The 24061-nt window shown below is 73.8% G+C and carries 24 protein-coding genes and 1 pseudogene; 10 read left to right on the forward strand and 15 right to left on the reverse strand.

Features of this window, described 5'->3' with window-relative positions:
* Positions 1 to 124 precede the first annotated feature (124 nt).
* Both FGW31_RS04550 and FGW31_RS04555 read left to right on the forward strand, forming a co-directional pair.
* Complete coding sequence (locus FGW31_RS04550; RefSeq protein ID WP_142192030.1) at positions 125 to 2779, forward strand: cellulose binding domain-containing protein; 2655 nt, start codon at positions 125 to 127, stop codon at positions 2777 to 2779.
* 75 nt (positions 2780 to 2854) lie between these two features.
* Positions 2855 to 3226, forward strand: coding sequence for a hypothetical protein (locus FGW31_RS04555; protein ID WP_142192031.1), 372 nt, complete (start codon positions 2855 to 2857; stop codon positions 3224 to 3226).
* Positions 3227 to 3232: 6 nt separating this feature from the next.
* On the opposite strand, the gene FGW31_RS04560 is transcribed toward FGW31_RS04555, so the two are convergent.
* From FGW31_RS04560 to FGW31_RS04570, 3 genes are read right to left on the reverse strand one after another with little or no spacing between them, the layout of a single operon-like run.
* Positions 3233 to 5140, reverse strand: a complete 1908-nt coding sequence (locus FGW31_RS04560; protein WP_142192032.1) for a rhamnogalacturonan lyase — start codon at positions 5138 to 5140, stop codon at positions 3233 to 3235.
* Between the two features lie 35 nt (positions 5141 to 5175).
* Complete coding sequence (locus FGW31_RS04565; RefSeq protein WP_142192033.1) at positions 5176 to 5946, reverse strand: class I SAM-dependent methyltransferase; 771 nt, start codon at positions 5944 to 5946, stop codon at positions 5176 to 5178.
* Between the two features lie 5 nt (positions 5947 to 5951).
* On the reverse strand, positions 5952 to 6257 hold the full coding sequence (locus tag FGW31_RS04570; protein ID WP_142192034.1) for a 4a-hydroxytetrahydrobiopterin dehydratase: 306 nt from the start codon (positions 6255 to 6257) through the stop codon (positions 5952 to 5954).
* A gap of 129 nt (positions 6258 to 6386) precedes the next feature.
* Between FGW31_RS04570 and FGW31_RS04575 the strand changes: the two genes are divergently transcribed.
* Positions 6387 to 7208: a helix-turn-helix domain-containing protein gene (locus FGW31_RS04575; protein ID WP_142192035.1), complete on the forward strand. Its 822-nt coding sequence runs from the start codon at positions 6387 to 6389 to the stop codon at positions 7206 to 7208.
* Here the strand turns inward: FGW31_RS04575 and FGW31_RS04580 are convergent.
* Positions 7190 to 7615, reverse strand: coding sequence for a hypothetical protein (locus tag FGW31_RS04580; protein ID WP_142192036.1), 426 nt, complete (start codon positions 7613 to 7615; stop codon positions 7190 to 7192). The genes FGW31_RS04575 and FGW31_RS04580 overlap by 19 nt on opposite strands.
* Positions 7616 to 7842: 227 nt before the next feature.
* Here FGW31_RS04580 and FGW31_RS04585 point away from each other — a divergent pair, with 227 nt between their 5' ends.
* Positions 7843 to 8706, forward strand: a complete 864-nt coding sequence (locus FGW31_RS04585; protein ID WP_142192037.1) for a helix-turn-helix domain-containing protein — start codon at positions 7843 to 7845, stop codon at positions 8704 to 8706.
* Between the two features lie 52 nt (positions 8707 to 8758).
* On the forward strand, positions 8759 to 9574 hold the full coding sequence (locus FGW31_RS04590; RefSeq protein WP_142192038.1) for an SAM-dependent methyltransferase: 816 nt from the start codon (positions 8759 to 8761) through the stop codon (positions 9572 to 9574).
* A gap of 21 nt (positions 9575 to 9595) precedes the next feature.
* On the opposite strand, the gene dnaK is transcribed toward FGW31_RS04590, so the two are convergent.
* The 5 genes from dnaK to FGW31_RS04615 form a co-directional block, all read right to left on the reverse strand.
* Entirely contained in the window at positions 9596 to 11488 is a 1893-nt protein-coding gene (dnaK, locus tag FGW31_RS04595; protein ID WP_142192039.1) for a molecular chaperone DnaK, read from the reverse strand.
* Between the two features lie 85 nt (positions 11489 to 11573).
* Complete coding sequence (locus FGW31_RS04600; protein WP_142192040.1) at positions 11574 to 12317, reverse strand: glycerophosphodiester phosphodiesterase family protein; 744 nt, start codon at positions 12315 to 12317, stop codon at positions 11574 to 11576.
* A gap of 86 nt (positions 12318 to 12403) precedes the next feature.
* The gene (locus FGW31_RS04605) at positions 12404 to 12832 is read right to left on the reverse strand and encodes an OsmC family protein (RefSeq protein ID WP_142192041.1); all 429 of its coding nucleotides are present in this window, start codon (positions 12830 to 12832) and stop codon (positions 12404 to 12406) included.
* 196 nt (positions 12833 to 13028) lie between these two features.
* Positions 13029 to 15113 carry a phage holin family protein gene (locus FGW31_RS04610; protein WP_142192042.1) on the reverse strand — a complete coding sequence of 695 codons (2085 nt, stop codon included), beginning with the start codon at positions 15111 to 15113 and terminating at the stop codon, positions 13029 to 13031.
* 109 nt (positions 15114 to 15222) lie between these two features.
* On the reverse strand, positions 15223 to 15624 hold the full coding sequence (locus FGW31_RS04615; RefSeq protein ID WP_142192043.1) for a hypothetical protein: 402 nt from the start codon (positions 15622 to 15624) through the stop codon (positions 15223 to 15225).
* Positions 15625 to 15705: 81 nt separating this feature from the next.
* Between FGW31_RS04615 and FGW31_RS04620 the strand changes: the two genes are divergently transcribed.
* On the forward strand, positions 15706 to 16479 hold the full coding sequence (locus FGW31_RS04620) for an MBL fold metallo-hydrolase (protein ID WP_142192044.1): 774 nt from the start codon (positions 15706 to 15708) through the stop codon (positions 16477 to 16479).
* Between the two features lie 38 nt (positions 16480 to 16517).
* Positions 16518 to 17150 (forward strand): DedA family protein, encoded by a 633-nt coding sequence (locus FGW31_RS04625; RefSeq protein WP_142192354.1) that lies wholly within the window; start codon positions 16518 to 16520, stop codon positions 17148 to 17150.
* Positions 17151 to 17171: 21 nt separating this feature from the next.
* Here the strand turns inward: FGW31_RS04625 and FGW31_RS04630 are convergent, their stop codons facing one another.
* The 5 genes and pseudogenes from FGW31_RS04630 to FGW31_RS34920 form a co-directional block, all read right to left on the reverse strand.
* Positions 17172 to 18248, reverse strand: coding sequence for an MBL fold metallo-hydrolase (locus FGW31_RS04630; RefSeq protein WP_142192045.1), 1077 nt, complete (start codon positions 18246 to 18248; stop codon positions 17172 to 17174).
* Positions 18245 to 19487 (reverse strand): annotated as a pseudogene (locus tag FGW31_RS04635) (aminotransferase class I/II-fold pyridoxal phosphate-dependent enzyme). Before FGW31_RS04635 ends, FGW31_RS04630 begins: the two are co-directional and overlap by 4 nt.
* A 142-nt stretch (positions 19488 to 19629) precedes the next feature.
* Positions 19630 to 20355 carry a hypothetical protein gene (locus tag FGW31_RS04640; RefSeq protein WP_142192047.1) on the reverse strand — a complete coding sequence of 242 codons (726 nt, stop codon included), beginning with the start codon at positions 20353 to 20355 and terminating at the stop codon, positions 19630 to 19632.
* Between the two features lie 139 nt (positions 20356 to 20494).
* The gene (locus FGW31_RS04645) at positions 20495 to 21292 is read right to left on the reverse strand and encodes an RNA polymerase sigma factor SigF (RefSeq protein ID WP_142192048.1); all 798 of its coding nucleotides are present in this window, start codon (positions 21290 to 21292) and stop codon (positions 20495 to 20497) included.
* A 144-nt stretch (positions 21293 to 21436) separates the two neighbouring features.
* Positions 21437 to 21577, reverse strand: coding sequence for a hypothetical protein (locus tag FGW31_RS34920; RefSeq protein ID WP_182674466.1), 141 nt, complete (start codon positions 21575 to 21577; stop codon positions 21437 to 21439).
* A gap of 228 nt (positions 21578 to 21805) precedes the next feature.
* Between FGW31_RS34920 and FGW31_RS04650 the strand changes: the two genes are divergently transcribed.
* From FGW31_RS04650 to FGW31_RS04660, 3 genes are all read left to right on the forward strand, one after another.
* Positions 21806 to 22198 (forward strand): DUF2795 domain-containing protein, encoded by a 393-nt coding sequence (locus FGW31_RS04650; protein ID WP_142192049.1) that lies wholly within the window; start codon positions 21806 to 21808, stop codon positions 22196 to 22198.
* A 95-nt stretch (positions 22199 to 22293) separates the two neighbouring features.
* Positions 22294 to 22758: a CBS domain-containing protein gene (locus FGW31_RS04655; RefSeq protein WP_142192050.1), complete on the forward strand. Its 465-nt coding sequence runs from the start codon at positions 22294 to 22296 to the stop codon at positions 22756 to 22758.
* 7 nt (positions 22759 to 22765) lie between these two features.
* Positions 22766 to 23320, forward strand: coding sequence for a type 1 glutamine amidotransferase domain-containing protein (locus FGW31_RS04660; protein ID WP_142192051.1), 555 nt, complete (start codon positions 22766 to 22768; stop codon positions 23318 to 23320).
* Between the two features lie 403 nt (positions 23321 to 23723).
* Here the strand turns inward: FGW31_RS04660 and FGW31_RS04665 are convergent, their stop codons facing one another.
* Entirely contained in the window at positions 23724 to 24011 is a 288-nt protein-coding gene (locus FGW31_RS04665; protein WP_142192052.1) for a DUF6158 family protein, read from the reverse strand.
* Between the last annotated feature and the right edge of the window lie 50 nt (positions 24012 to 24061).

Genomic DNA, 24061 nt, shown 5'->3' on the forward strand with positions numbered 1-24061 from the left:
CGTACCGGCCCCGGCACCTGACGCCGGGGCCACACCGGGCCGGGCGGCCTTCTCGCGCACGGGAGGCCGCCCGGCCCTCGCACGCTCCCCAGCCTCCCCTCCCCCCATGAGGAAGGAACGCACCGTGCGAAGAACCCGCATCCTCACCGCCGTGCTCGCGCTGGCGGCCGGTCTGCTCGCGGGCGGCCCGCCCGCCCTGGCCGCCGGCGACCGCCCGGAACCGGCCGCGGCCACCACCCTCGCCGCCGACACCTACACCTGGAAGAACGCGCGCATCGACGGTGGCGGCTTCGTGCCCGGCATCGTCTTCAACCGCAGCGAGAAGGACCTCGCCTATGCCCGCACCGACATCGGCGGCGCCTACCGGTGGCAGGAGGCGACGAAGACCTGGACCCCGCTGCTGGACTCGGTGGGCTGGGACGACTGGGGGCACACCGGTGTGGTGAGCCTCGCCTCCGACTCCGTCGACCCGGACCGGGTGTACGCGGCGGTCGGCACGTACACCAACGACTGGGACCCGGGCAACGGCGCGGTGCTGCGCTCCACCGACCGGGGCGCGACCTGGCGGAAGGCTTCGCTGCCGTTCAAGCTGGGCGGGAACATGCCGGGCCGGGGCATGGGCGAGCGCCTGGCCGTCGACCCGCACCGCAACAGCGTGCTGTACCTGGGCGCGCCCAGCGGCAAGGGCCTGTGGCGGTCGACCGACTCGGGCGCGAGCTGGTCGCAGGTGACGAACTTCCCCAACGTCGGCAACTACGCGCAGGACCCGAGCGACACGTCCGGTTACGCCTCCGACAACCAGGGCATCGTCTGGGTCACCTTCGACGAGTCGACGGGCACGCCCGGCAGCGCGACGAGGACGGTCTACGTCGGTGTCGCCGACAAGGACAACGCCGTGTACCGGTCCACGGACGCCGGCGCGACCTGGGAGCGGCTGGCCGGTCAGCCCACGGGCTATCTGGCCCACAAGGGCGTCCTGGACGCGGAGAACGGTTACCTGTACCTCGCGTACAGCGACACCGGCGGGCCCTACGACGGCGGCAAGGGCCGCCTGTACCGGTACGCGACGGCGACCGGCACCTGGACCGACATCAGCCCGGCCGCCGAGGCCGACACCTACTACGGCTTCAGCGGGCTGACCGTGGACCGGCAGAACCCGGGCACGGTGATGGCGACGGCGTACAGCTCCTGGTGGCCGGACACGCAGATCTTCCGCTCGAAGGACAGCGGCGGCACCTGGACCCAGGCGTGGAGCTACACCTCGTACCCGAACCGCGAGAACCGCTACACGATGGACGTGTCCTCCTCCCCCTGGCTGACCTGGGGCGCGAACCCGTCACCTCCGGAACAGACGCCGAAGCTGGGCTGGATGACGGAGGCGCTGGAGATCGACCCGTTCGACTCCGACCGGATGATGTACGGCACGGGCGCGACGGTCTACGGCACGGAGAACCTGACGAACTGGGACTCCGGATCGAGGTTCACCATCACCCCGATGGTGCGCGGCCTGGAGGAGACGGCCGTCAACGACCTCGTCTCCCCGCCGTCCGGCGCCCCGCTGATCAGCGCGCTCGGTGACATCGGCGGCTTCCGGCACACGGACCTGACCGAGGTGCCGTCGATGATGTTCACGCAGCCGAACTTCACCACGACGACCAGCCTGGACTTCGCCGAGTCGAAGCCGGACACGGTGGTGCGCTCCGGCAACCTGGACTCCGGCCCGCACATCGCGTTCTCCACCGACAACGGCGCCAACTGGTTCGCGGGCACCGACCCCTCGGGCGTCAGCGGCGGCGGTACGGTCGCGGCGGCGGCCGACGGCAGCCGGTTCGTGTGGAGCCCCGAGGGCGCGGGCGTGCACTACGCGACCGGCTTCGGCACGTCGTGGTCGGCGTCGAGCGGCATCCCGGCCGGAGCGGTCGTGGAGTCCGACCGGGTCGACCCGAAGACGTTCTACGGCTTCAAGTCCGGGAAGTTCTACGTCAGTACGGACGGCGGCGCGACGTTCACGGCGTCGTCCGCGTCCGGTCTGCCCGGCGGCGACAGCGTGCGCTTCAAGGCGCTGCCCGGCGCGAAGGGCGACATCTGGCTGGCGGGCGGGGCGGGCGACGGGGCGTACGGGCTGTGGCACTCGACGGACGCGGGGGCGACGTTCACCAAGCTGCCGAACGTCCAGGAGGCCGACACCGTCGGCTTCGGCAAGGCGGCACCGGGCGCCTCGTACCAGACCCTGTTCACCAGCGCGGAGATCGACGGCGTGCGCGGCATCTTCCGCTCCACGGACAAGGGCGCGAGCTGGACGCGGATCAACGACGACGCCCACCAGTGGGGCTGGACCGGCGCGGCGATCACCGGTGACCCGCGGGTCTACGGCCGGGTCTACGTGGCGACCAACGGCCGCGGCGTCGTCTACGGCGACACCGCGGACACCGGCGGCGGCACGGGCCCCGGCCCGGCCGGCGCCTGCCAGGTGACCTACCGGATCACCAATCAGTGGGCCGACGGTTTCCAGGCCGACGTCCGGCTCACCAACACGGGTTCGACCGGCTGGAACGGCTGGTCCCTGACCTGGTCCTTCCCGGACGGCCAGAAGATCTCCCAGCTCTGGAACGCGTCCCACACCCAGTCGGGACCGGACGTGACGGTCCGCAACACCGACTGGAACGCCGCCGTGGCGGCGGGCTCCTCGGTGAGCTTCGGCTTCACGGCCGGCAGGTCGGCGGCCAACACCGGGCCCACCGCTTTCCAGTTGGGCGGGAGAACCTGCACGGTAGGTTGACCCCAGTGCACCTCGGCCCGCCCGTGCTCCGGTACGGGCGGGCCGAAGTGGTGAGACCGCCGGAAGGACACGACTGTGATCGACTTCTTGAGACCCGCCCTCGCCGTCGCGGTGCTGGCATCGGCCACCGCCTGCGGTGCGTCGTCCGAGCCGAAGACCCCGGCGGCTGCGGCGACCGGCGCGGCCACCGCGGAGACGCGCCCTTCGGCGGACGCCACACCGGTCACCGCCACCATGCCCGATGTCATCGGCGGCAATGCCGGCCGCGCGCAGGAGCAGATGGACCCCGGACTCGAGATGGTCTTCGAGGACACGAGCGGGCGGAGCCGTCCGGTGGACGACCCCGCCGAGTGGAAGATCTGCGACTCCCGCCCCGGTCCCAACGAGCAGATCACCGCGTACCCGGTGGTCTTCGAGGTGGTGAAGGCCGCGGAGAGCTGCGCGTAGGCCGGGTCAGGGTGTGTACACCGCCGGGCGGGGTGGGGTGGGCATGCCGGAGCCGATGAAGAAGCCGGTGTGCGGGGGCTGGTTGTAGCCGGAATTCTGCCAGGCCAGGGACGTGCGGTACAGGCGGTCGTGCAGGAGCGTGGTGATCCTGCGGTCGGTGTCGTGGGGGGTAGAGTGGATGCGCAGGGCCGTGTTGTCGCTGGTGCGCCAGACGACCTCCTCCCGCCAGTCGCCGAGGATGTCGCCGGACAGCACCGGGGTGGCCTTGGTGCCGTTGTTGGACGACACGCCCGTGCCGGTCAGCAGGCGGGTGTCGGAGGAGGTGCCGTACTTGTCGATGCGGGTGCCGTCGAGGAGTTCACGGACCGGGTCCCCGTCCCACCAGGACAGGAAGTTGGCGGAGGACGGCTTGCGGCCCTTGGTGGCGCCGCCCTCGTCACGGACGGAGGCGTCGGCGGAGGACCACATCTCCGGGCCGGAGTTGCCCGACCAGATGTCCGCCGCGACGCCGCGCCCGTTGTCGCAGCAGGCGGCGAGCTTCCAGCGGACCGCGCCGTTCGCCGGGTCGAGGTACAGCGCGGCGGGCTGGCCGGTGGACTCGGAGACCTTGTAGTACTCCAGGCCGGCGGTCGACGGGTCGAGGTCGCCGAGGTGCTGGGCGTCGCCGTGGCCGGTCTTCGCGGTCCACAGGCCGTTGCCGTTGTCGTCGACGGCCATCGAGCCGTAGACGATCTCGTCCCGGCCGTCGTTGTCGACGTCCCCGACGGAGAGGCTGTGGGAGCCCTGACCGTCGTAGCCCTTGCCGCTGTTGGTGGAGGAGTTGGTGTCGAAGGTCCAGCGGCGGGTGAAGGAGCCGTTCCGCCAGTCCCAGGCCGCGATGACCGTGCGGGTGTAGTAGCCGCGGGCCATGATCAGGGAGGGTCGGGTGCCGTCCAGGTAGGCGGTGCCGGCGAGGAAGCGGTCGACGCGGTTGCCGTAGGAGTCGCCCCAGTTGGAGACGGTGCCGCGGGCCGGCACGTAGTCCACGGTGCCCATGGCACGGCCCGTGCGGCCGTTGAACATCGTCAGGTACTCGGGGCCGGAGAGGATGTACCCGCCGGAGTTGCGGTGGTCGGCCGACGCGCTGCCGATGACCGCGCCGGTGCCGTCCCTGGTGCCGTCGGCGGTCTTCATGGCGACCTCGGCCTCGCCGTCGCCGTCGTAGTCGTACACCTGGAACTGCGTGTAGTGGGCGCCGGAGCGGATGTTGCGGCCCAGGTCGATGCGCCACAGCCGGGTGCCGTCCAGCTTGATGCCGTCGACGATCGTGTTGCCGGTGTACCCGGACTGGGAGTTGTCCTTGGCGTTGGTGGGCTGCCACTTGAGGACGAGGTCGAGGGCGCCGTCGCCGTCGAGGTCGCCGACGGAGGCGTCGTTGGCCTCGTAGGTGTAGGAGACGCCGTCGGGGGTGGTGCCGCCGGCCGGTGGGCTGATCGGTACGTCCTTGTAGCCGCTGCGGAACTGGATCGCGTGGACCGAGTCGCCCTGCTCCACGCCGTCCACGACCGCGCGGACGGTGTAGTCGGCGTGGGACGGCGCACCGGAGTGGAAGTAGGTGGTGGAGCGGGTGACGGGAGTGGAGTTGACCTTGGTGCCGGCCCGGTAGACGTTGAAGGCGACGTCGTCCGGGTCGGTGCCGAGCCAGCGCCAGCTCACCAGGTTGCCGGTGCCGGTGTGGACGCTGACCACGCCCCGGTCGAGGGCCTCGACCATGTGGGTCTCCCCTGTTCGAGCGGAGTCGAGAACTCGGGGGAGGGCGGCGGCGTCGGCGGACGACGGCGACAGCGCGGTCGGGCCGGTGCCGGCCAGCGCCGCCGCGACGAGTGCCGCGGGCAGCAGGACACGGCGTCTGCCGTGCCGGTGCGGGTGCTTCACGGGGGCCTCCTGGGAGGACGGAAGTGTTCCGCCTCTCAGTCGCCGCCGGCGCCCGCCGGGTTGCCGTGCTCCGGTTTCCGGTACGCGCGGAGGCTGAACACGGGGTCGGGGCGGGGGCGGTCCTGGTCGGGGAGTTCGGCCAGCCGGGCGGCGAACCGCTCCGCGAGGGGTTCACCGGGCGGCAGCGTGACGAACCAGCCGCGCCGCAGGTCCTCGATGGTGCGCCGGGGACTGCGGCCCTGGCCGTGCCCCCGGAAGCGGGCCCGCCCCGCGGGCAGGAGGCCGTGACCGGCGGCCCACGTCTCGACCTCGGCGGGGTCGTCCGGCACCGGACTGGGCGGGCGGGCGGCGAGGATCGCGTCGATGTCGCTGCCGACGTTGTGGGAGGCGCCCTTGTGGACGGTGGTGATGTAGACACCGCCGGGCCGCAGCACGCGGGCGCACTCCGCGACCACGGCCCGCACGTCCTGCGGGCCGGACAGCAGGTGCAGCAGCCACACGCTGACGACGGCGTCGAAGCGGGCGTCCGCGAAGGGCAACCGGCGGCTGTCGGCGCGGACCACGGCGCCCGGCAGGCGGGCGGCGGCCCGCCGCGTCATCGACGCGGCCCGGTCGACACCGGTCACCCGCAGACCGGCACGGTCGGTGAACCGCCGGGTCACGATGCCGGTGCCGCAGGCCACGTCCAGCAGGTCCCGCGCCCGCCCCGGTACGAGGCTCAGCACGGCGGCCGCGGCGGCCGCGGCCCGGGGTTCACCGCCGCGTAGGGCGTCGTACCGTTCCGCTTCCTCGTCGTAGTCCAGCACGCACCTCAGTGTGCACCGTGGCCGGGTGCCAGGGCCTCCACCTTTCGGGCCAGCTCGAAGTCCTTCTCGGTGACCGCGCCGCCCGCGCTGTGGGTGTGCACGGCCAGCGACACGGTGTGGTAGCCGAGGGTGAGGTCGGAGTGGTGGTCGAGCTCCTCCTGCGTCCGGGCGACGTGCACGACCATCGCCGCCGCCGCGAAGTGCGAGTCGAGCCGGTAGGAGCGGGTGAGGCGGTCCCCGTCGAGGGTCCAGCCCGGCAGCTCGGCCAGCCGGTCCTCGATCTCCTTCTGCGACAGCGGTTCGACGGACATGGGCTGTGCTCCTTCGCCGGTTCGGATCTGCTCCAGGGCCCGTTCACAGGCTGCCACAGATGGCTGCCGCGGACCCGCCGGCCGGCGCCCGGCTCCCCGGTAGGGCCGTTTCTCGACTACGGTCCTGACATGACCACTGCACCGTCCGGTACCGCGTCCGCCACCGACGGCGTCGGCCCGCTGCTGCGGGCCTGGCGGGAGCAGCGACGGGTCAGCCAGCTGGAGCTGGCCCTGCGCGCCGACTCCTCCGCCCGGCACATCAGCTTCATCGAGACGGGCCGGGCCCGGCCCAGCGAGGAGATGGTGCTGCGGCTGGCCGAGCACCTGGACGTCCCGGTGCGGGAGCGCAACGCGCTGCTGCTGGCCGCCGGTTACGCGCCCCGGTACCCGCACACCCCGCTGGACGATCCCGCGCTGGACGCGCTGCGGGACGGCATCGAGCGGCTGATCGGCGGCTTCGAGCCGTATCCGGCGCTGGTGGTGGACGCGATGTACGACGTGGTCGCCGCCAACCGGGGCGTGATGATGCTGTTCGACGGGGTTCCCGAGTCGCTGCTGGAGCCGCCGCTGAACGCAGTCCGGCTCACCCTGCACCCGCAGGGGCTGGCGCCGCGGATCCGCAATCTGCGGGAGTGGCGCGGCCATCTGCTGGAGCAGATGGAACGGCAGATCGCGCTGCGCCGCTCGGAGCCGCTGCGCGCGCTGTACGAGGAGGTCGCGGCGTTCCCGGTGCCGGACACCGGCGAGGGGCGCGTGACGGAACCGGACACGCCGGTCGCGTACTTCGCGCTGCCGATGGTGATCGAGCACGAGGGGCGCAGGCTGTCCTTCGTCTCGTCGATCTCCACCTTCAACACGCCGATGGACGTCACCGTCGCCGAGCTGGCCGTGGAGACCCTGCTCCCGGCGGACCCGGCGACGGCCAAGTACCTTCACTCCTGGTTGAGCTGACGCTCTTTCAGCGCCAGGTGCTGGAGGAGGGCGAAACCGGCCACGGCCAGTGCCTGGAGGACCGTCCACACGGCGCCCGCCGCGGTGGGCGTCAGCCACAGCGCGAGGGCGGCCAGGCTGACCGCCGTCCAGGCGAGGTTGGCCTCGACGACGACCCGGACCGCGAGCGTCGGCGGGTGCGGGCGGGCGGCCAGCAGGCCGACGCCGGCCGCGTACACCGCGAGGAACGCGCCGAGCCCGAGCAGCAGCCCGGAGCCGGCGCCGAACAGCCGCCCGAGCGGACCGGACAGGGCCAGGTAGGCGAGGGCGTTGGCGCCGGTCACCACGGCGTCGAGGGCCAGGAAGCGGCGCAGCATCCGCTGCGGCTCCACGGTGCGGGCGAACGCGGCAAGCTGGGTCGCGGACATGGTGGATCCCTCCGTCGGGTTCGGATTGCGGCGGCCGGTGCCGGGCCCCGGAGCGGAGTGCGCCGCCCCGGGACCCGGTGCGTTCACGATCCCCCGGGGGCCGCGGCGGGGTCGATTACCAGCGGGGTAATGACGGCGGGAACATGGGCGGTTTCCGGCCGCGCGTGAGAGGGTCGGGGGGACATGACAGACTGAGCGCATGCCCGGGCGCGTTGGGGAGGCGTGGCGTGAGTGAGCGGCGGGCCGCACCCACCGTGGGACAAGTGGTCCTGGGAAGGCGGCTGCAGGAACTTCGGGAGGCCGCGGGCCTCTCACGGGAGGAGGCCGCCCGCATCCTGCGGGTCGCGCCGGCGACCGTGCGGCGGATGGAGACGGCCGAGGTCGCGCTGAAGATCCCGTACGTGCAGATGCTGCTGGCCGCGTACGGGGTGCCCGAGAGCGAGGCGCTCGCGTTCGTCGACCTCGCCGAGGAGGCGAACCTGCCGGGCTGGTGGCAGCGGTACCACGACGTGCTGCCCGACTGGTTCAGCCTGTACGTGAGCCTGGAGGGCGCCGCGCGGATCATCCGCTCCTACGAGCCGCACTTCGTGCCGGGACTGCTGCAGACCGAGGACTACGCGCGGGCCGTCCTGGAGGCCGGGACCATCGGGAACGCCGGGGGCGACGCGGTCGAGCGGCACGTGTCGCTGCGCATGGAGCGTCAGCGGCTGCTGGAGCGCCCCGATCCGCCGCACCTGTGGGTGCTGATGGAGGAGACGGTGCTGCGGCGCCCGGTGAGCGTCGACGGCCGGGTGATGCGCGACCAGCTCGACAAGCTGCTCGACTGGTCCGCGCAGGACCGGATCACACTGCAGATCGCCGAGTTCGCCGACGGGCCGCACCCGGGGACGTACGCGCCGTTCTCGCTGTTCCGGTTCGCCGAGCCGGAGCTGCCGGACATGGTGTTCACCGAGTATCTGACGGGCGCCCTGTACCTGGACTCGCGCCGGGAGGTCTCGGCCCATCTGGAGGTCCTGGACCACATGACGGCGCGGGCGGCCTCCACGCAGCGCACGCAGAAGCTGCTGCGGGAGTTCCGGGAGCGCTACTGAGCGGGCGGGAACGCCGGCGCAGCACGTCGAACCGACGAGGAGGGGACTGCCCATGACCGATTCCGACATCGCGCCGCCGGCCGTCGACACCGGCCGGCCGCATCCGGCGCGGGTCTACGACTGGTGGCTCGGCGGCAAGGACAACTATCCGGTGGACGAGGAACTGGCGCGCAGGATCCTCGCGTCGGACCCCACGGTGCTGCGCGGGGCGCGGGCCAACCGCCGGTTCATGCAGCGGGCGGTGCGCACCGTCGCCCGGGAGGGGACGCGCCAGTTCCTCGACATCGGCACGGGCATTCCCACGGAGCCGAACCTGCACCAGGTGGCGCAGGGCGTGGCGGCGGAGTCCCGGGTGGTCTACGCGGACAACGACCCGATCGTGCTGCGGCACGCGGAGGCGCTGCTGCGCGGCACGGCGGAGGGCAGCACCGCGTACGTGCACGCGGACGTGCGGGACGTGGACACGCTGCTCGGCCGGGCGGCCGAGTCGCTGGACCTGGACCGGCCGGTGGCGCTGTCGCTGGTGGCGCTGACCCACTACCTGGACGACGACCCGGACGGCGACGACGTGTACGGGCTGCTCCGGCGGTACACGGCCGCGCTCGCCCCGGGCAGTCATCTGATCCTGTCCCAGGTCACCGCGGATCTGAGCCCGGGGGCCGTCGGTCAGGCGGCGGAGCACTTCCGGCGCGGCGGCACGCCGTTCCACCCGCGGTCGCTGGCCGCGTTCTCCCGTTTCTTCGACGGGCTGGAGCTGCTGGGCCCGGGCGTCATCCCGGTGCACGGGTGGCGTCCGGACCCGGAGGACGTGGCGGCGCAGGCGGAGGGCATCGTGCCGGTGTACGCGGGGGTCGCCCGCAAACCGTGAGCGGCGGGGCCGCGGGGCGGGTCAGGCGGCTCCGTCCTTGCGGTCCCCGGTGCCGCCGGTGTCCCTGTCGTCGTCGACGATCTCCGCGTCCACGACGCCCTCCTCGTCCGGCGGTGAGGTGTGCCGGCCGGTGTCCTCGGAGCCCGGCTGCGCGGACTGCGCGGTCTGCGCGTACATCGCCTGGCCCATCTTCTGGCTGACCGCGGCGAGTTTGTCGAAGCCGGCGCGCAGCTCGGCGGTCTCGGTGGCCTCCCGCTCGAGCAGCTGCTTCACCTCCGTGACGGCCGAGTCGACCTCGGAGCGGGTGTCGTCGGGGATGCGGTCGCTGTTGTCCCGCAGGAACCGCTCGGTCTGGTAGACGAGTTGTTCGGCCTGGTTGCGGGTCTCGGCGGCCTCGCGGCGCCTGCGGTCCTCCTCGGCGTACTGCTCGGCCTCCCGCATCATGCGGTCGATGTCGTCCTTGGGCAGCGCCGAGCCGCCGGTGACGGTCATCTTCTGCTCCCGGCCGGTGGCGAGGTCCTTGGCGGAGACGTGCATGATGCCGTTGGCGTCGATGTCGAAGGCCACCTCGATCTGCGGGACGCCGCGCGGGGCCGGGGGCAGGCCGGTCAGGTCGAAGACGCCGAGCTTCTTGTTGTAGGCGGCGATCTCGCGTTCGCCCTGGTAGACCTGGATGCCGACCGAGGGCTGGTTGTCGGTCGCGGTGGTGAAGATCTCCGAACGGCGGGTGGGGATCGTGGTGTTGCGCTCGATCAGCTTGGTCATGATGCCGCCCTTGGTCTCGATGCCCAGGGACAGCGGGGTGACGTCGAGCAGCAGCACGTCCTTGACGTCGCCGCGGATGACGCCCGCCTGGAGGGCCGCGCCGACGGCCACCACCTCGTCCGGGTTGACGCCCTTGTGCGGGTCCTTGCCGGTGAGTTCGCGGACCAGGTCGGTGACGGCGGGCATCCGGGTGGAGCCGCCGACGAGGATGACGTGGTCGATCGCGGAGAGCTGCACGCCGGCGTCCTTGACGGCCTGGTGGAAGGGCTTCTTGCAGCGCTCCAGCAGGTCCTCGGTGAGCTCCTGGAACTGGGCGCGGGTCAGTTTCTCGTCGAGGTGGAGGGGGCCTTCGGCGGAGGCGGTGACGTAGGGCAGGTTGACGGTGGTCTCCGAGGAGGACGACAGCTCGATCTTCGCCTTCTCGGCGGCCTCCCGCAGCCGCTGCACCGCCATCCTGTCCTGGATCAGGTCGATGCCGTACTGGCCCTTGAACCGCTTGGCGAGGTACTCGACGACGCGCTGGTCCCAGTCGTCGCCGCCCAGGTGCGTGTCGCCGTTGGTGGCCTTCACCTCGATGACGCCCTCGCCCATCTCCAGCAGCGACACGTCGAAGGTGCCGCCGCCGAGGTCGAAGACGAGGACGGTCTGGTCGTTCTCCTTGTCCAGTCCGTACGCCAGGGCCGCCGCGGTGGGCTCGTTGATGATCCGCAGGACGTTCAGGCCGGCGATCTCCCCGGCCTCCTTGGTGGCCTGCCGCTGGGTGTCGTCGAAGTACGCCGGTACGGTGACGACCGCGTCGGTGACGTCCTCGCCGAGGTAGGACTCCGCGTCGCGCTTCAGCTTCTGCAGGACCCGGGCGGACAGTTCCTGCGCCCGGTAGCGGGTGCCGTCGACGGACCCCTGCCCGGGGAAGCGCCACTGGGCATCGCCCATGTGCCGCTTGACCGAGCGGGCGGTGCGGTCGACGTTGGTGACGGCCTGCCGCTTGGCGACCTCGCCGACCAGCACCTCGCCGTTCTTGGCGAAGGCGACGACGGACGGCGTGGTGCGCGCGCCCTCCGCGTTGGCGATCACGGTGGGCTCGCCGGCCTCCAGCACGGCCACCACCGAGTTCGTGGTTCCCAGGTCGATTCCGACGGCGCGTCCCATCGCTGTCCCCTTCCGCAGGGCACCTCTCCGGAATTCCAGCACAAAACTTGAGCGGCCGCTTGTCAATAGGTTGAGTGGGTGGTTGTCAACGACGGGGTCGCGGGTCCGTCCCGTCGCGCAGTTCCACGGCGCGCCGGGGCCGGTCGGTGATCAGCACGTCGACGCGCGGGTCGTCGAGGAAGCCGCGCAGCGCCGCGTCCTCGTTGACGGTCCACACCATGGAGAACAGTCTGTTGCGGGCCGCCTCGCGCAGCACGGTGGCGCGGGCCAGCCGCCAGTGCACGGCGACTCCGCGGGCGCCGCAGGCGCGCACCCGGCGCATGGGCAGCAGCTCGCCGATCCGCGTCGCCACCAGCCGGCCCCGGCCGAGGTCACTGCCGTTCCGGCCGAGGGACAGCGCGGTGCGCACGCGCGGGTGGGAGGCAGTGATGGCAGCGACGGAACGGTCCTCCAGGGTGGTGGCGACGAATCCGTCCTCGCCGAGCAGGTCGACCGCGAGGTCGATCAACTCCCGCTCGTGGCCCGTCTCCTTCAGGTCCAGATGGCCGAGGACCCGGCCGGCGATCAGTTCCATGACCTGCTCCACGGCGGGCACCGGGTACCCGGCGCGCTCGTTCAGCTCCGCGTGGGTGAGCGTGGACAGCGGCGGGCCGGTGTGGCCGACGCGGGGGTCGTGGTGGACGACGAAGACGCCGTCGGCGGTGCGCCGGACGTCGAACTCGACGTACTCGGCGCCGCAGCGCAGCGCGTCCCGGTAGGCGTCCAGGGTGGCCGGGGCGGCGCGTTCGGAGCCTCCCTGGTGGGCGGAGACGGCGGGCCGTGACGTCATGGGCGGTCACTCCCGGAGGGGTGTGCCGCAGGCCGCCCGGGTCGGGGCGGCCTGCGGCTTCTCGGTCCTTCGGTGCGCAGGGCCGGTCAGGCCAGCTTCGCCGTCAGGGTGATGTTGGTGGCCTTCAGCGCCTGGCTGACCGGGCAGTTCACCTTGGCGTCCTCGGCCGCGGCGACGAAACCGGCCTCGTCCAGGCCGGGCACGGTGCCCTCGACGGTGAGGTGGATGCCGGTGATGCCCTGGCCCGGCACGAAGGTCACGTCGGCGGAGGTGGTCAGCCTGGTCGGCGGGGTGCCGGCCTTGTCGAGACCGTTGGAGAGGGCCATCGAGAAGCAGCTGGAGTGGGCGGCGGCGATCAGCTCCTCCGGGCTGGTCCTCCCGTTCGCCTCCTCGGCCCGCGACGCCCAGGTGACCGGCTGCTCGGCGATGGAACCGGAGGAGTCGAAGGAGACGACCCCGCTCCCCTGGAATAGGTTGCCTTCCCAAACGGTGTGTGCGGAGCGCGTGGCTGCCATGACGCATCCTTTCGAAAAAAGTCCGGCCGTGTGTCCGGCGGTACCGGCCCGGGAGCCGCTGCCCCCGGGTTCCCGCCCCATACGATCACATCACGGCTCGACGGACCCGGAAGACGGGCCCCTCCGCGGTGAACGGTGAACGGCGGGCGCGTGTCCGGCGGGTCCCCGCGGGACGGGAGCCGGGCGGCGCCGCGGGTCAGGCCGCGCGTTCCCGGTCGCCGGGAGCCGGCGCCGCCGCCGCGCCCGACTCGGTCAGCCAGCGGCGCAGTACCTCGTGGATCCGCTCGGCACCGGCGAGTTCGGTGCCGTCGGCGACCGGGGCGGACAGGGCGAGCGGGGAGAGCAGGAAGGGGCGGGACTGGGCACCGCCGAGACCGCCGTGGGAGCCGATCTGCTCCTCGAAGGCGAGGACCTCGCCGTCGGCCGGGTCGTGGAAGGAGTTGACCATGATGTCGGCGGTGTGCGGGAAGGTGTGGGTGCGGCGCACCACGTCGGCGGCACCGGGCCCGAACGCGGCCAGCGGGCCCGGCTGGTCGTCCAGTCGGTCCAGCGGGATCTCCGCGCCGTACGCGCCGAGCACGACCCCGCCGTGCCGTTCGCTGCGGACCAGGAGGAAACCGATGCCGGGGTGGTTGGCGAGGGTCGGCAGCAGCGCGGGGTGGCGGGCGTCGATCTCCTCCTTGGTCATGCGGTGCGGCACGTCCGGGAAGGAGACCAGGCCCAGGTTGCCGGAGGCCAGCACGACGGGTTCCGAACCACGCGTGGGCCGGTAGTGCTCGGCCCCCTCCTCGACGGGCCGGCGCAGTGCCGCCCGGACGGCCGCGCGGGCCTCGGCGCCGCTGTGGGTGCGCCCGGCGCGGCGCGGCACGGGCAGTCCGCAGCCGGCGCGCACCAGGTCGCCGAGGGTGAGGCCGTAGCGGGAGCGGAAGGTCTCGCCGGGGCTCTGCCCGTGGTCGGAGAGGACGACGATGCGGTAGGGGCGCGGGGCGTGCTCGGCGACGTTCTCGATCAGGGCGAGGGAGCGGTCCAGACGCTGGAGGACCTTCTCGGCGTCCCTGCTCGCCGGGCCGGAGTGGTGGGCGACCTCGTCGTAGGCGACCAGGTCGGCGTAGACGGCGGTGCGGCCGGCGAGCAGGTCGCCCGTCACGGCCGCCACCACCACGTCCCGTTCGACGACGGTCGCGAAGGCGCGGACGAACGGGTAGAGCCCGCCGCGCGAGACGCGCGGCCGCTGCCCCCGGAACCGGGACCGCGTGGACTGGCCGACCTCGCGGCACACCTCCGCGACGAAGGACAGGGCGGTGCGCACGGCGTTGGCGGGGTCGGAGAAGTAGGCGAAGTAGCCCGCGCGGGAGCGGGCCGCGGGGCCGCGGCGGCGGGTGGCGATGGACAGCACCAGGGCCTGTTCGGCGGCGCCGCCGCCGAACAGGTTGCCGCGGCTTGCGCCGTCGTGGGCGAGGAGCCCGGCGTGCCCGGAGTACTCGATGGCGCGGGCCTGGAGTTCGGCGGCGCTGGTGGGCCGGTTGCAGACCATCACCTCGCGGCGGGCCTTCTCGTACCAGCGGAAGGCGGGGACGTCGTGGTTGCTGCCGTGCAGGATGCCGAGCTGGCTGGCGCCGGTCTGGCTGGACCAGTCGGTGCGCCAGGGCGTGAGGCGGTGGGAGGGGCGGTCGCCGCCGCTGCCGGTGCCGAGCCAGCGCGCCACGGTCGGCATCAGCCCCTTGCCGACCGCGTCCAGCAGCACGTCGTGGCCGACGCCGTCGAGTTGCAGGAAGACCGTGCCGGGCGTGGCCGGGCAGGGCGGGGTGGAGCGCCGTCTGCGGTCGGCGAGGCGGTAGAGGCGGCGGCGGTAGGCGTCGTCGTCGCGGACGGCGAGAGCGGCACCGGTGGCCGAGGCGACCGCGGACATGACCGCGGCGACCACGACCGCCGTCTCCGGTGCGGCCGCGCCGCGTTCGACCGGGTTGACGCGCAGGGCCAGCCAGAGCAGGGCGCCGTTGAGGAAGAACACCAGCAGGCCGAGGACGAGCGCCGGCACGAGCAGCAACAGGCGCACCAGCAGCGGCCAGACCAGCGCGGAGAGCAGACCGAAGGCGCCGGCGCCGAGGGCGGCGGTGACGGCGATGTCGGTGGCGCTGTCGCCGTCCGCCGAGCGCAGCCGGAAGTCCGGCAGGATCCCGGCGAGCAGCAGCATGGTGAGCGTGGAGACCGCCCACACGGCGACGCTCCGCCCGATCTGACTGGCGACCCGTCGCCAACGCCCGCCACCCACGCCCCGCACACCTCACGTCCCGGTCCGTCCGTCACCCTGACGGAGCTCTGGCCCGCCCCCACCCTGCCACAACGACCGGAAGAGCCGTTTTGTCCCCGACCGTGCGGACCGCGGCGGCTCAGCGGCCGTCGTAGCCGGCGGTGGGCATGGACAGCCTGCGGTGCACACACGCCTTCATCGCCGCGTCGTACGACGGTTCGGCGCGGCCCACGGTCTCCACGCGCACCCCGCGCCGCGCGCACTCCTCGGTGAACTCCTCGACGGAGGCCAGGGCGCGTTCCAGCACCCGCAGGCTGGGCGCGACGAACAGGTCGGTGCCGGGACGCACGCCCTCCCACAGCACGCAGTGGTCGGCGCGCAGTCCCCGTACCAGGAGTTCGCGGACCACCACGTAGCCGTGCTCGGCGGCCCAGCGGGCGCACATGGCGTGCTGGCTGCGGGAGTCCACGAGGAAGGGCTCCGCGTCGAGTTCCACCAGCGGCGTCAGACTCGCGATCGCCGTCACCCGCACCGGCCCCATGGCGCCCCCTCACCTCCGGTTTCGTCGCCGACCCTACTCCTGCACGTAGGCTTCGGGGAGTCGCGCGAAGGAGGCGGTGAAGTGCCGGTGGACATCACCTGGTGGGGGCACGCCACCTGCACGGTGCAGGACTCGCACACCCGCGTGCTCACCGACCCGCTGTTCGCCCGCCGGCTCGCGCACCTGCGGCGCCGGCGCGGCGCGGTGCCGCCCGACGAGGCCCGGCACGCGGACGTGGCCCTCGTCTCCCACCTGCACGCGGACCATCTGCACGTGCCGTCGCTGGCCCGGCTCGCCCCGGGCACGCGCCTGCTCGTGCCCCGGGGCGCACGACGCGCGGTGCCGGGGCTGCGCCGGCTCCGGCATCTCGACGTGACGGAGGTGGCGCCCGGCGAGGTGACGACGGTCGGCCGCCTGGCGGTACGGGCCGTGCCCGCGCGGCACGACGGGCGGCGGCTGCCGGTCGGACCGCACCGCTCCCCCGCCCTCGGCTACGTCCTGGAAGGTGAGGCGCGGACGTACTTCGCCGGGGACACCGGTCTGTTCGACGCGATGGCCAAGGAGGTCGGACCGGTCGACGTGGCGCTGCTCCCGGTCGGCGGCTGGGGTCCGTACCTCGGCGAGGGGCATCTGGACGCGGGGCGCGCGGCCGAGGCACTGGCCCGGCTGGGGGCGCCCAGCGCGGTGCCGGTGCACTACGGCACGTACTGGCCGATCGGGATGGACGCCGTGCGCCCGCACGAATTCCACGCGCCGGGCCAGGAGTTCGAGCGACTGGCGGCCCGGTACGCGCCCGGCGCGACGGTGCACCGGCTCGGGCACGGAGAGAGCGTGCGCCTGGAGGTCGCGCGGTGATCCTGCCCGCCGCCCCGGGGCCCGCGGCCGGCGCGTCCCTGTCGTCGGCGGCCGCGCTGGCGGTCGTGCCGGCCGTGGCGCCGGAGTCGACCCAGCAGGCGATCGGCTATCCCTCGCTGTTCCTGCTGGTGCTGATCGGGGCGCTGGTGCCGGTCGTTCCGACGGGCGCGCTGGTGAGTTCGGCGGCCGTGGTCGCCGTCCACCAGACGGCGCCGTTCTCGATGGCGCTGGTGTTCGTGACGGCGTCGCTGGCCGCGTTCCTCGGGGACGTGGCCCTGTACTGGCTGGGCCGGCGCGGGATGCGGTCGAGGAACGGCTCGCGCTGGCTGGAGGCGATCCGGTCGCGTGCCCCGGAGGACCGGCTGGCGCAGGCGCAACGCAAACTCGCCGACCACGGGGTGGCGGTGCTGGTGCTGTCCCGGCTGATGCCGGCCGGGCGCCTCCCGGTGATGCTGGCCTGTCTGCTCGCGCAGTGGCCGCTGCGCCGCTTCGTCCGCGGCAATCTGCCGGCCTGTCTGGCCTGGGCGGTGACGTACCAGTTGATCGGTGTGCTCGGCGGCTCGCTGTTCGCCGAGCCGTGGGAGGGCGTGCTCGCGGCGGTCGTGCTGACCGTGCTGATCAGCGCCGTGCCGAGTGTGTGGCGGCGGCTGCGGGGGACGGCGGCGGAGTGACGCCGCCGTCCCTTCCGCCGGTCACTCAAGGACGCGGGAGGCGCCCACCGGCAGGTCCCACAGGTCCTCGCGGGGCAGGCCCGCCTTCTCCCAGGCGGCGCGTACCCGGGTGAGCGGTTCCAGGACGGGTTCCGCGGAGAGGACGAACGTGCCCCAGTGCATGGGTGCCATGCGGCGCGCGCCGAGGTCCTGGCAGGCGCGCACCGCCTCCTCCGGGTCGCAGTGCACGTCGGCCAGCCACCAGCGGGGGTCGTAGGCGCCGATGGGCAGCAGCGCGAGGTCGATGCCCGGGTGGCGGCGGCCGATGCGGGAGAACCAGTGGCCGTAGCCGGTGTCACCGGCGAAGTACACGCGCCGCCCGTCGGGGTCGGTGAGCACCCAGCCGCCCCACAGGGAGCGGCAGGTGTCGGTGAGGGAGCGCTTGGACCAGTGGTGGGCCGGCACGAAGTCGAACCGCACTCCCGGCCGTCGCCCGCCACTGCCCTCCGGACGCAGTTCGGCGGCCTCCCACCAGTCCAGTTCGGTGACGCGGGTGAACCGGCGGCGGTGGAACCAGCGGGCGAGCCCGGCGGGCACGAACACCGGGGTGTCGCGCGGGAGTCGGCGCACGGTGGGGGCGTCGAGGTGGTCGTAGTGGTTGTGGCTGATGACGACCGCGTCGATGCGCGGCAGGTCCTCCCAGGCGACTCCGACGGGCGTGATGCGGGCCGGGGTGCCGAGGATCCGGCGGGACCACACCGGGTCGGTGAGGACGGTGAGTCCGCCGATCCGCACCACCCAGCTGGCGTGCCCGGCCCAGGTGACGGCGACGGTGCGGGCGTCCGCACGGGGCAGCGGGGCGGGGGCGCAGGGCAGTCGGGGGATGTCGGCGAGGCCGTCCCGGGTGGGCCGTACGGAGCCTTCGCGGGCGAAGCGGGCCATGGCCTTCAGGCCGGGCAGGGGGGCGGTGAGCCGGTCGTGGAAGGTGCGCGGCCACACCCGGCGTTCGGCGAGCGGGCGGGGTTCGGCCAGTGGGGGGTGCGCGGGGGCCAGGGGGGAGGGGACGGCCGGTGGTTCCGGGGTGGCCGTGCCGGTGGTCGACTCGGGCCGCTGCGTCATCGAGGAGACTCCCATCGCCGAGCGTCGTCACGAAAGATCGTCGAAGACCGATGTCAGGTGGGCGAGCGCGGCTCGCACCTGCGGCAGTTCCAGGGGTGCGGGTGCGTGCAGTGCCTGCGCGCGCTGTTCGGCGGTGTCGCCCAGCAGCGGCGCGGTGCACAGGCGCACGCGCGGCACCTCCAGGCCGTCGCCGAAGCGGTGACCGCCCGGCGCGGGCATGCCGAGCCGGGCGGTGAGGAAGTCCTCCAGTTCCTGGGCGTCGCCGATGCCGCGGGCGGTGAGCGCGGGGGCCAGCGGGCTGAGGTCGAGGTACAGGTGGCGGCCGCAGGACGGGGGCCGGGCCAGGGCGCCCGCGGCGACCACGGCCCGGTGCGCGGCGGCGGCCACGCGCGCGTGCAGGCGCACCGTGGCGGCGACGCGCGCGGTGACCGGTTCCGGCTCGGACAGCGCGTAGGCGGCCGCAGCGGCGACGGGACCGGGGACCCGTGCGTCGAGTGCGGTGAGCACGTCGAGCGCACGCGCGTGCAGCGCCGCTCCGCCGGCGCCCGCCGGGAAGCGGGCCACCGCGACCGGCCAGCCCGGCGGGAGCAGCGCGCCGGCCAGGTCGGTGACGACGGTGACCCGGTCGGGCAGCATCTCGGCGGGGCTGAGCAGCACGGTGCCGTGCGGGTCGTGCAGGGTGTCGCGCCAGGTCTCGTCGCTGACCAGGTGCAGCCCTTCGCCGGTGGCGGCCTCCAGGGTCTCGTGGAGGAGTTCGGGCGGGGCGACGGTGGCGGTGGGGTCGTCGGCGACGGAGAGCACCAGCAGGCGCGGGTCGCCGCCCTCGTCGCGCACCCGTCGGACGGTCTCCAGCAGGGCGTACGGGTCCGGGACGCCGCCGCTCTCGGCCGGAGTCGGCACGTGGAAGGCGGGCCGGCCGAGCAGGCGGGCGTAGGGCGCCCACCAGGCTGCGCAGGGTCTGGGCACCAGTACGTCGCCGCCGATGGCGGCGGTCAGCGCCACCAGCAGGGCGGGGGCGCCGGGGGCGACGGCGGTGCGGCCGGCGGGCAGTCCGCGCCGTTCGCCGAAGCCGCGGGCGGCGTCCAGGAGCGCGGGGCCGCCGCCGACCGGCTCGGCGTCGGCGCGGGAGGCCGCGGCGGCGAGGACGGCCGTCAGCTCGGGCAGGACGGGCAGCCCGTCGTCGGGGACCGGCGGCCCGAAGCGGACGGGGCCGTGGCTCTCCGGGTCCGTCCGCCGCATCCCTACCTCCGCAGTCCCTGGTGCCGCCCCGGCACCTTCCTGGTGCCCCCGGAGTCAGTACCCATCGTGCCGCGAGCCATGGGGGCCGGTTCGGGTCGCGCGGTTCACGGCGGTACGGCGGTTGCGGGAAGCGCGGCGGACGTCAGGCGTCCGGGCGGCCGGTCCGGTCCCGGTACAGGCGGTGCGCGGCGGCGCCGAGGGCGCCCGCGATCAGCAGGCCGCCTGCGGCCAGGGCGGGCACGGAATCGGTGAAGGTGCCGCCCTCGCCCGCGTGGACGCCCCGGTGCACCGGGGCGTCGGCGCAGTGGGTCTCCTTCGGGTCGGGCTCCTTCGACGGGGTCTTCCCGGGCGGCGTCGGCTTCGGAGGGGCGGTCGTCGGCTTCGGCGGGGCGGTCGTCGGCCCGGTGTGCGCCGTGCCGGTGTGCGCCGTGCCGGTGTGCGCCGTGCCGGTGTGCTGCGGGGCGCTCGGGGCGGCCGCGGCCCCGGCGGCGGGGGACGCGCCGCCGGGGGGTGCGGGGATCTGCGCACCGTCCTCGGCCGGGACCTCCTCCGCCGGGACCTCCTCGGCCGGAACGTCCTCGCCCGGGTCCGGGATCAGTTCGTCGAAGGCCGTGCCGTCCGGTACGGCCGCTTCCGGCGCCGCGGCGTCGGGTTCGAGGGCGTCCGGTTCGGCCGCCCCCGTTTCGCCGCCCTTCGGCACGTACCCCTCCCACTGCTGTCCCTGAGGGGTCGGGCACGGTGCGTGGGTGGCGGTGCCCCACGAGGGTCCGCTGCCCGGGACGGTTCCCGCGGACGCGGCCGGCGCGAGCGCGCCGAGCGCGGTGCCGGCGACGGCGGCGAGGGTCAGGGCACGGGCGGTGCGGCGCATGGTGCGGGCTCCTTCGAGCGACGGGCGGGGCGCGGCGGTGGGTCGCGCTCCCCCGCCATCACAGCCCGCCCGTCGGCCCGCCGCGCGCGTTCGCACGCCATTGGCGGGACCGGGCACGCCCGAGTGGGTGAAGCGGCGGCTACGCCTCGGCGTCGCCCATCACCTGCTCCCGCACCCGCCCGCAGGAGCGGCTGATCAGGCGGGAGACGTGCATCTGGGAGATGCCCAGTTCCTCGGCGATGCTGCTCTGCGTCATGTCGCCGAAGAACCGCATGTAGAGGATGGCCCGCTCGCGTTCCGGCAGTGCCGCGAGCCGTTCCTTGACGGCCTCGCGGTCGACGACGGTGTCCAGCGCGGGGTCGGGCGCGCCGAGGGCGTCGGCGAGCGAGAAGCCGTCGTCGCTGCCGGGCAGTTGGGCGTCCAGGGACAGGGCGGAGAAGCTGTCCAGGGCCTGCTGCCCGGTGCGGACGTCGTCCTCGCTCAGCGCGCTGTGCTCGGCGATCTCGGTCACGGTGGGCGGGCGGCCTGATGTGGTGGCGGCGAGGTCCTGGGAGGCGCGCCGGACGCGGTTGCGCAGTTCCTGGACGCGCCGCGGTACGTGCACGGTCCACATGTGGTCGCGGAAGTGCCGCTTGATCTCGCCGGTGACGGTCGGCACGGCGTAGCTCTCGAAGGCGTTGCCGAGCGCGGGGTCGTACCGGTCGACCGCCTTCACCAGGCCGAGAGCGGCGACCTGGCGCAGGTCGTCGAGGCTCTCGCCGCGGCTGCGGAAACGTCCGGCGAGACGGTCGGCCATGGGCAGCCACGCCTCGACGATCCGGTCACGCAGTTCGTCGCGTTCTTCGCCCGGCGGCAGTGCCGCGAGCCTGCGGAAGGCCTCCGCGGTGTCGGGGGCGTCGTCGTGCGGGTGGCGCTTCGCGGTGGCTGTGGTCGGCATGGTGCGTCGCAGCTCCCTGGGGCGGGGACGGACGGTCACCGTGGCGGGCGCACTGCTCGGGGACGGGTGCGCCCGGAGCGGTCGTGTGCCGCCGCCACGGGCGTGCCTTCTGTCCGAAGCACTGCGAGTCCGCCTGCCCGCACGTCACCGCCCCAAACGTCCCACCCCGTTCTCAGCGGGCTCCACATCGGTCCGCGGGGACGGCAGCAGAAGCTCTTCGTAGCGGCCCAGCACTAGGATCACGCCGAGCATGGACAGGGGGATGAGCACGGCGAGCACCGCCATGGCCGGTCCTTTCCAGGAGGCGCGGGGGGCGTGCGGTGTCGGGTCTCCCCGTGCCCGGCGGCCAAACCCGGCCCGTGCCGATCCGGTCGCGAGAGCCCGTGCCGATCCAGTCGCGTGAACCCGTCCGATCCAGTCGCGAGAGCCCGTGCCGATCCGGTCGCGAGAGCCCGTGTCGGCCCGCGCCTGCCGGGTACGCGGAGCCCACCCCCGAAGGATCTGGAGGGAGACATGCAGCGAGGCAGTGACCGGCTCAGCGTCCACCGCGACGACGAGATGAAGCACGAACTGCAGGGCCTGCTGCGGTCCGGGCACCCCACCCGCACCGAGGAGTGGCACGACCCGGAGCCGTACGCCGACGACGACCCGGAGGTCGCGCGCGGACCGGTGACACCGAGCCGGGGCCCGACGTCACTGGAGTCGGTGCGACTGGAGCTGGCCAGGATCCTGGGCCGCGGGGCGTTCCCCGCGGGTCCCCGGGAGCTGATGCGGGCCCTGGACCGGCGGCACGCGCCCGACGCGCTCATCGAGGCGCTGGAGCGGCTGCCGCGGCAGGCCCGTTACGGCAGCGTCCAGGAGCTGGCCGAGGCGCTGACCCGGTACCGGGAGACGGAGAACGCGTGACCGGCCGGCCACGGCGGTTCCGCGTCCGGACGCGCCCGCGGCGGACGGGCGGACGCGAGCCCCGTCGGCCGGTGCCGGAGGAAGGGCCGTGAGCCATGGCCGAGTTCGTCAAGGACGTGATGACGCCGGGCGTGGTCGCCGTGCGTCCGGACGCCTCGATCGTCGAGGCGGCGCAGCTGATGCGCGCGCAGCACATCGGCGACGTCGTGGTGGCCGACGGGCAGCGGGTCGTCGGCGTGCTCACCGACCGGGACATCACCGTCCGGGCGGTCGCCGAGGGCGCGGACCCGCTCGGGGTGAGCGCCGGCTCGGTGTGCACCCCGAACCCGGTGACGCTGGCGCCGGACGACCCGGTGCCGAGGGCCGTCGCCCTGATGCGGGAGCACGCCATTCGGCGGATTCCGGTGATCGAGGGCGGACTGCCGGTCGGGCTGGTCAGTCTCGGCGATCTGGCCGAGGCGCAGGATCCCGGCTCGGCACTGGCCGACATCAGCCGTGCGGAGCCGGACGAGAGCGGCACAGCGCGCAGCGAGCCGCCGAAAGCAGACGAAGGGATGTAGGACCACCATGCGCATCGCATTTCTGACCGCGCCCGAGGGCGTCGAACAGGTCGAGCTGACCGAGCCGTGGAAGGCCGCCGTGGACGCCGGTCACGAGGCCGTGCTGGTGTCGACGCGGCCCGGGAAGATCCAGGCGTTCCACCACCTCGACAAGGCGGACACCTTCCCCGTGCAGGAGGTGGTCGGCGACACGTCGGCGGACTCCTTCGACGGGCTGGTGCTGCCGGGCGGGGTGGCCAACCCGGACTTCCTGCGCATGGACGAGAAGGCCGTCGCGTTCGTGCGGGACTTCTTCCAGCAGGGCCGGCCGGTCGCCGCGATCTGCCACGCCTCGTGGACCCTGGTCGAGGCCGATGTGGTCCGGGGGCGCGAGCTGACCAGCTGGCGGAGCCTGCGGACGGACATCCGCAACGCGGGCGGGACCTGGGTCGACGAGCAGGTGAAGGTCTGCGACCACGGGTCGAACAAGCTGGTCACGAGTCGCAAGCCGGACGACCTGAAGGCGTTCTGCGCCACGTATCTGGAGGTGTTCGCGAAGGAAGGGGCGGCGCAGCACGCCTGACACCGGCCTGACACCGGCCTGACGCCGCACGGCCGCTACGGCCGGTGTCACCGGCGACCACCGGCCTGACGGCCGCCCGCATCAGGCCGCCTGCACCGGGGCTCGCTTCTCGGCGAGCCCCGGTCGCTTGTCCGGGGCGTGCGTTCGGGGCGTGCGCCCGGGGCGTGGTTCCGGGAGCGTGTCTGTCCTGGGCCTGTCTCCCGGGCGTGCGTCCGGCGCGAGTCCGGGGCGTGCTCGGCCTGGGCGTGCGTCCGGGACGCGCGTGCGGGTGCGGAGGCGTGCCTGTCCGGGGCGTGGTTCCGGGAGCGTGTCTGTCCTCAGCCTGTCTCCCGGGCGTGTGTCCGGCGCGTGTCCCGGTCCAGGGGCATGCCTGGTCGGGGCGTGCGCCCGGGGCCGTGAGGTGTCAGGTGCCGGGTGTCGTGGGCGTCGTCGTGTCGGCGGAGCCGCGTTCACGGGCTCCCTCGCGGGTGCGGCCCGCCGCCACCGGGCGGCGCGGGTTGCGGCGCAGGTACTCGCCCTCCAGCTGGGCCATGCGCTCGTTGTGGGCGCGCAGCGCGTCGTTGGAGCCGTACAGCAGCGTGTCGTGCCGCGTGCGGTGGATGGTCTCCAGTTCCTTCATGAGCTGCTGGTCGTCCAGGCGGTCGGGCTCGACTCCGGTCATCGTGGTGCCCCGCTCGTCGTGTGCGTTCATGCCGTCCGGGTACCCGCCCGGTCCGCACAGGCACCATCGGAGCAGCAACC

This window comes from Streptomyces calvus (assembly GCF_006782915.1).
GTDB classification, from domain to species: domain Bacteria; phylum Actinomycetota; class Actinomycetes; order Streptomycetales; family Streptomycetaceae; genus Streptomyces; species Streptomyces calvus.

Bases quoted from the DNA above. Each gene is read 5' to 3' on its own strand.
- FGW31_RS04570 (WP_142192034.1), bottom strand. From the start codon at position 6,257: ATGTCCGTCGAACCGCTGTCGCAGAAGGAGATCGAGGACCGGCTGGCC.
- FGW31_RS04575 (WP_142192035.1), top strand. From the start codon at position 6,387: ATGACCACTGCACCGTCCGGTACCGCGTCCGCCACCGACGGCGTCGGC.
- FGW31_RS04580 (WP_142192036.1), bottom strand. From the start codon at position 7,615: ATGTCCGCGACCCAGCTTGCCGCGTTCGCCCGCACCGTGGAGCCGCAG.
- FGW31_RS04590 (WP_142192038.1), top strand. From the start codon at position 8,759: ATGACCGATTCCGACATCGCGCCGCCGGCCGTCGACACCGGCCGGCCG.
- dnaK (WP_142192039.1), bottom strand. From the start codon at position 11,488: ATGGGACGCGCCGTCGGAATCGACCTGGGAACCACGAACTCGGTGGTG.
- FGW31_RS04600 (WP_142192040.1), bottom strand. From the start codon at position 12,317: ATGACGTCACGGCCCGCCGTCTCCGCCCACCAGGGAGGCTCCGAACGC.
- FGW31_RS04605 (WP_142192041.1), bottom strand. From the start codon at position 12,832: ATGGCAGCCACGCGCTCCGCACACACCGTTTGGGAAGGCAACCTATTC.
- FGW31_RS04615 (WP_142192043.1), bottom strand. From the start codon at position 15,624: ATGGGGCCGGTGCGGGTGACGGCGATCGCGAGTCTGACGCCGCTGGTG.
- FGW31_RS04630 (WP_142192045.1), bottom strand. From the start codon at position 18,248: ATGACGCAGCGGCCCGAGTCGACCACCGGCACGGCCACCCCGGAACCA.
- FGW31_RS04640 (WP_142192047.1), bottom strand. From the start codon at position 20,355: ATGCGCCGCACCGCCCGTGCCCTGACCCTCGCCGCCGTCGCCGGCACC.
- FGW31_RS04645 (WP_142192048.1), bottom strand. From the start codon at position 21,292: ATGCCGACCACAGCCACCGCGAAGCGCCACCCGCACGACGACGCCCCC.
- FGW31_RS34920 (WP_182674466.1), bottom strand. From the start codon at position 21,577: ATGGCGGTGCTCGCCGTGCTCATCCCCCTGTCCATGCTCGGCGTGATC.
- FGW31_RS04650 (WP_142192049.1), top strand. From the start codon at position 21,806: ATGCAGCGAGGCAGTGACCGGCTCAGCGTCCACCGCGACGACGAGATG.
- FGW31_RS04655 (WP_142192050.1), top strand. From the start codon at position 22,294: ATGGCCGAGTTCGTCAAGGACGTGATGACGCCGGGCGTGGTCGCCGTG.
- FGW31_RS04660 (WP_142192051.1), top strand. From the start codon at position 22,766: ATGCGCATCGCATTTCTGACCGCGCCCGAGGGCGTCGAACAGGTCGAG.
- FGW31_RS04665 (WP_142192052.1), bottom strand. From the start codon at position 24,011: ATGAACGCACACGACGAGCGGGGCACCACGATGACCGGAGTCGAGCCC.